The organism is Mesorhizobium sp. M4A.F.Ca.ET.020.02.1.1 (genome assembly GCF_004022645.1).
Taxonomy (GTDB): domain Bacteria; phylum Pseudomonadota; class Alphaproteobacteria; order Rhizobiales; family Rhizobiaceae; genus Mesorhizobium.
Map to the genome: position 1 here is coordinate 1 of NZ_RZOI01000401.1, position 5,562 is coordinate 5,562.

General features: G+C 65.3%; 7 protein-coding genes and 1 pseudogene. 6 read left to right on the plus strand and 2 right to left on the minus strand.

What is annotated here, in order from left to right; genetic code table 11:
* Both EN742_RS22310 and EN742_RS22315 read right to left on the minus strand, forming a co-directional pair.
* Positions 1 to 447 (minus strand): P1 family peptidase (locus EN742_RS22310; protein ID WP_189375516.1); only part of this gene is annotated, 447 nt, incomplete at its 3' end.
* Positions 447 to 1,520, minus strand: a complete 1,074-nt coding sequence (locus tag EN742_RS22315; protein WP_128333280.1) for a branched-chain amino acid ABC transporter substrate-binding protein — start codon at positions 1,518 to 1,520, stop codon at positions 447 to 449. The genes EN742_RS22310 and EN742_RS22315, both read right to left, overlap by 1 nt.
* Positions 1,521 to 1,694: 174 nt before the next feature.
* Between EN742_RS22315 and EN742_RS22320 the strand changes: the two genes are divergently transcribed.
* From EN742_RS22320 to EN742_RS22345, 6 genes and pseudogenes are all read left to right on the plus strand, one after another.
* Positions 1,695 to 2,189 carry a flavin reductase gene (locus EN742_RS22320; protein ID WP_128333281.1) on the plus strand — a complete coding sequence of 165 codons (495 nt, stop codon included), beginning with the start codon at positions 1,695 to 1,697 and terminating at the stop codon, positions 2,187 to 2,189.
* A gap of 31 nt (positions 2,190 to 2,220) precedes the next feature.
* The gene (locus tag EN742_RS22325; protein WP_126054824.1) at positions 2,221 to 3,150 is read left to right on the plus strand and encodes a MoxR family ATPase; all 930 of its coding nucleotides are present in this window, start codon (positions 2,221 to 2,223) and stop codon (positions 3,148 to 3,150) included.
* Positions 3,151 to 3,154: 4 nt separating this feature from the next.
* Positions 3,155 to 4,405 (plus strand): VWA domain-containing protein, encoded by a 1,251-nt coding sequence (locus tag EN742_RS22330; RefSeq protein ID WP_127406797.1) that lies wholly within the window; start codon positions 3,155 to 3,157, stop codon positions 4,403 to 4,405.
* A gap of 65 nt (positions 4,406 to 4,470) precedes the next feature.
* Positions 4,471 to 4,866 carry a RidA family protein gene (locus EN742_RS22335; RefSeq protein WP_127406796.1) on the plus strand — a complete coding sequence of 132 codons (396 nt, stop codon included), beginning with the start codon at positions 4,471 to 4,473 and terminating at the stop codon, positions 4,864 to 4,866.
* 60 nt (positions 4,867 to 4,926) lie between these two features.
* Complete coding sequence (locus EN742_RS22340; RefSeq protein WP_127406795.1) at positions 4,927 to 5,265, plus strand: XdhC family protein; 339 nt, start codon at positions 4,927 to 4,929, stop codon at positions 5,263 to 5,265.
* Positions 5,266 to 5,271: 6 nt separating this feature from the next.
* Positions 5,272 to 5,562, plus strand: a pseudogene (locus tag EN742_RS22345) (XdhC family protein); the annotation flags it as partial.

A 5,562-nucleotide genomic window follows, 5' to 3' on the forward strand; every position in this document is an offset into this window, starting at 1 on the left:
GGTCGTGCCCAATGCAAAGTCGGCCTCTGCCGCTTGCGCGGCTTGGTAGCCGAGGTCGCGATAAGGCGGGTAGCGGCCCCAGCCCTTGTCGCCGCCATTGCGTAGGTCGAACAGGATCGCCGCCGGCACGATCGGCACGCGGAAGCCGCCGACCTCGACGCCGATGTTTCTTTCGCGCAGGGCCGCCTGCACGCCCGAGGCGGCGTCGAGGCCGAAGGCCGAGCCGCCCGAAAGCACGATGGCATGGATCTCTTGGACCGAATTCTGTGGCTCCAGAAGGTCGGTCTCACGCGTCCCCGGCGCGCCGCCCAGCACCTGCACGCCCGCCACCGCCGGGTCGTCGCAAAGCAGTGCCGTCACCCCCGACTTCAACCTGGCGTCTGCGGCGTTGCCGACCCTGAGGCCGGCGACATCGGTGATCAGGTTACGCGGGCCGGCGCGGAACATCACTTCGTCTCCAGCGGTACGAAGCGCGTTCCATCGAAGCGGAAGGCGCGGAACGGAGACTGGCTGAGATCGCCCTTGTCGTCGAACCGGATGGGCCCGATCGCAGTCGCGAAGTCACGCCCGGTGAGCGCTTCGGCAAGCGGCTTGCCCGAGCTTTCCGCTTCAGCGGTTGCAGCTTTGGCGATCTCGACCGCGGCATAGGCCGGCAACACGTAGCCTTCCGGTATGACGCTTCTCTCCGCGAAAGCCTGCACCACCTTGGGATCGGCGGCCTCGGCCCATTCGGGCGGCGCGATCATCAGCGTACCCGCGGCATAGGGCACATTGCCGGGGGGCGTACGCAGATTTTCGCCACCGGCGAGAGTGATGCCAGCATTGAGCGAGCCGGCATCGCGACCCATGATGGCGATGTCGTCGCCGTCGCCGCCGGCGAACACCTTGGTTGCCCCGGCCTTTTTCAGCCGGCCGATCAGGCCGATCTGGTTGTCGAGCTGCGGCCGGAATGTGTCGACGAACACCGGTTTCAGCGCCGCCTGCTCGGCGGCCGCCCTGAACGTCTCGGCGATCTCGCGGCCGTAGATCGTGCCGTCATCGACGATGGCGAAGAGTTCGTTCTGCCACCGATGCGTCAGGATCCTGGCAGCGGCATTGCGCTCGTCATCGCCGCGTGGCCCGAGCCGATAGACCGGCCAGCCGGTCTTGGCGCGCCGGTCGGTCAGGCTTTCGGTGCGCACGCCGACAGTGATGACGGGAATGCCAGCCTCTTTCAGGATCGGCAGTGCCGCCTCGATCGCCTCGGTGCAAAGGAAGCCAACCACCACATCGACTTTCGCCGCCGCGAAGTCGCGTGCCGCGGCGGCTCCGCCGTCCGCGGTGCAAGCGTCATCGAGCGTCTTGATCTCGGCGCCGTTCGCTTCCGCCGCCAGCCCGGCGCCGGCTTCGACCTGCTTGCCAAGGATCGCCGAAGGACCGGAGAGGGGGGCCGCAACGCCGACGACGAGGTCTTCGGCGCCCGCGTTGCCGGCGAAAGCAATCGAGGCCAGCACCGCCAATATCGTCACCAGGGGTCGCATGTGAGCGAAGCGTTCCTCCCGCGCCGGCGGTAGGTTTGCCGGCACCCGTTTCGCCAAGACCTAAAGGCTGCCCGCCCTCGGCGCAACGCGAATTTCGGGATATGCGTCAAGCACTTCGCTTGTGGCTTGCAATATGCCGCCATATATAACGGTGGGTTCTGAGGAAAATCATCTGTGCTGAAGAAGAACGACATCGGGCCGCAGGCCTATCGCGACGCGATGGCCCATTTTGCCGGCCAGGTCCATGTGGTGACCACCGACGGCCCCGCCGGCAGACGAGGCGCGACCGTTATCGCCGCTTGCTCGGTGTCCGACACGCCGCCGACCGTGCTCGTCTGCCTCAACCGCGAGAATCCCAAGAACGAGCCTTTCGTTGCGAATGGCAAGTTCGCGCTCAACACGCTGGCGTCGCATCAGGAGCCGCTGTCAGTCGGCTTTTCCGGCATGACCGGCCTGCCGGTGGAGGAACGGTTTGCGCTGGGCGAATGGGACGTGATCTCGACCGGCGCGCCGACCCTGAAAGGGGCGCTTGCCGTGTTCGATTGCGAGCTGATCGACACCAAGGATCTCGCCACGCACCGTGTGCTTTTTGGCAAGGTGACAGGCCTGCGCATCGGCGATAATTTGCGCCCGCTGATCTATCACGGTCGCGGCTATCGCGCCCTGTAGGTGCCTTGATGGCTGACTCTACGGAGATGGAATGACCGGCTTGAAACCGCGCCCGGCGCCGCGGACGATCGACGAGACGCTCGATCTCCTGACCGGCGCGGACTATGTGGCGGACCGTTCGCTGGCCACCGTGCTGTTTCTCTCATTGCGCATGAAGCGGCCGCTCTTCCTCGAGGGCGAGGCCGGCGTCGGCAAGACCGAGATCGCCAAGGTGCTGGCCGAGGCGCTCGGCCGCCGGCTGATCCGCCTGCAGTGCTATGAGGGGCTCGACGTCTCCTCCGCCGTCTACGAGTGGAACTACGCCGCGCAGATGATCGAGATCCGCATGGAGGAGGCGGCCGGCAAGGTCGTGCGCTCGGACATGGAGCGCAACGTCTTCTCCGAAAAGTACCTGATCCGCCGCCCGGTGCTCGATGCGCTGACCGGCAAGGCGGGCGCTGCCCCGGTATTCCTCATCGACGAGCTCGACCGCACCGACGAGGCCTTCGAGGCCTTCCTGCTCGAAATCCTCTCGGACTTCCAGGTGACGGTGCCGGAGCTCGGCACGATCAAGGCGGAGGAGCCGCCGATCGTCATCATCACCACCAATCGCACGCGCGAAATCCATGACGCGCTGAAACGGCGCTGCCTCTATCACTGGGTCGACTATCCCAATGCAGAGCGTGAGCTGGAGATCGTACGGCGCAAGGTGCCGCAGGCCAACAGCCGGCTTTCGGCCGAGGTTGTGTCCTTCATCCAGAAGCTCCGCCAGATCGAATTGTTCAAGGCGCCGGGCGTCGCCGAAACCATTGACTGGGCCGGCGCATTGACCGAACTCGACAAGGTGGCGCTCGATCCGGAGACAGTTTCCGACACGATCGGCGTGCTGTTGAAATACCAGGACGACATCGCTCGCATCGGCGCGGGCGAGGGCCGGCGCATCCTCGACGAGGTCAAGGCCGAGCTCGCGGCGGCGCAGTAGGCCCATGAAGGCGCCGCGTTCCGATCCCGCAGAGGCCACGGAAGACGGGCGCATCGCCGACAACATCGTCTACTTCGCCCGTACCTTGCGCAAGGCCGGCATGCGGGTCGGGCCGGCTTCGGTCAAGGATGCGATCGAGGCGGTGCTTGCCGCCGGCATCGGCTCGCGCGATGATTTCTACTGGACGCTGCATGCCGTGCTGGTCTCCCGGCACGAGGACCATCCGGTCTTCGACGAGGCCTTCCGGCTGTTCTGGAAATCGCGCGAACTGATCGAGAAAATGCTGGCGATGTTCTCGCCCGTCGCGCTGAATACCAGCGAGAAGCAGAAGCCTCGCGCGGCCGAGACCCGCGTCAGCCAGGCGATGTTCGAGGGCCATCAGAAGAACCAGCCGGCGAGGGAAATCCCCGAGATCGAGGTCGACGCCCGCTTCACCTTTTCCGGCAACGAGGTGCTGCGCGGCAAGGATTTCGCCCAGATGGACGCCGCTGAACTGGCCGAGGCCAAGCACGCGATCGCCGCCTTGCGGCTGCCCTTCGACATGGTCCGCACGCGCCGCTTCAGGGCGGACGCGCAAGGCAGGCGCATCGATCCGCGTGCCATGATGCGGTCGGCCGCGCGCACCGGCGGCACGCTGATCCTGCCGAAATTCCGCTCTGCCCGCGAGGTGCATCCGCCGCTGGTGGTGCTTGCCGACATTTCCGGCTCGATGAGCCAGTACACGCGCATCTTCTTGCATTTCCTGCACGCGCTGACGGAAAAGCGCCGGCGCGTGCATGCCTTCGTCTTCGGCACGCGCCTGACCAATTTGACGCGGCAGATGCGCCATCGCGATCCCGATGCCGCGCTCGCCGAGTGCTCGGCGACTGTGAAGGACTGGTCCGGCGGCACCCGTATCGGCGACACGCTGGCCGAGTTCAACCGCCTGTGGTCGCGGCGCGTGCTGGGGCAGGGGGCTGTGGTGCTGCTGATCACCGACGGGTTGGAGCGCGACGAGATCGCCGGCCTTTCGGAAGAAATGGAGCGACTGCACAAATCCTGCCGTCGGTTGATCTGGCTGAACCCTCTGCTGCGCTTCGACGGTTTCGAGGCGCGCGCGCGTGGCGTCAAGGCGATGCTGCCGCATGTCGACGAGTTCCGCCCGGTGCACAATCTCGAGGCGTTGGCCGATCTCTGCGCCTCGCTCGACCAGCGGCCGGCCGCTCGCGTCGATCCGCGTCGATGGCTGCGGGCTGGCGACAGGCACGCCGCATAGCCATATGTTTATCCATCGGAAGAAAGACTCCCGGAAAATTGAAATCACCATACAGGGACCGATGAATGACGCTCCAATGCATCAACCCAAAGGATCTGCCAATTCCGCAGACGTACAGCCAGGTTGTCGTTGCGACAGGCAGCAAGTTGGTATTCATCTCGGGCCAGGAGCCCGAAGACCTGGATGGCAAACTTGTTGGCCGTGGTGATCTTGCGACTCAGGCGCGCCAGGTGTTTGGCAATCTCGGCCGCGCACTCGCCGCCGCCGGTGCGGCGCCTGCGCAGGTCGCCAGGATCACGATCTATGTCGTCAACTACAATCGCGATGAATGCCTGCCGATCATCGAAAAGGCGCGGGTAGAGCTGTTCGGAGATCATAAACCAGCTGACGTGGTGCTTGGCGTGGCGAGCCTGTCCCCCGGCTACCTAATCGAAGTTGACGCAGTCGCGATGATTGATTGACCATACATTTGCGCGAACTGGTGGTGCGCAGATCATAACAGACCCCAAGAGGAAGCAGTCGTGGAAGACAGCATCTATCTCGATGAGGCCCGCGATCCCCTGATCATCGCGGAAGGCTGGATGAAGGACGGCAAGGATGTCGCCATCGCGACCGTGGTCGAGACCTGGGGTTCGGCGCCGCGCCCGGTCGGCAGCCATCTGGTCATCGACGCCGACGGCAATTTCCACGGCTCCGTCTCCGGCGGCTGCGTCGAAGGAGCGGTGGTGACCGAGGCGATCGATGTCATTGGCTCGGGTAAGGCCAGGATGCTGGAGTTCGGCGTTGCCGACGAGACCGCCTGGCAGGTGGGGCTCTCCTGCGGCGGCCGCATCAAGGTCTATGTCGAGCGGCTAGGTTAGGGCGCCATGGACCCGTATGCGCTGAAAACATTGAACGAAGTGCGCCGCGCCCGCCGCGCGGCGATCCTGGTCACCGACCTCGGCGACGGCCGCGACCGCATCGTGCGCGAGGGCGATCCAGTCGCCGGCGAATTGGGCGAGGCGATCGCCAGGGCATTTCGTACCGGCAATTCCGGCTCGGTCGAGGCGGAAGGGCGCACCTTCTTCCTCAATGTGCATCTGCCGCAGCCGCGCCTGGTGGTGATCGGCGCCGTCCATATCAGCCAGGCGCTGGCGCCGATCACCACCAGGCGCGGC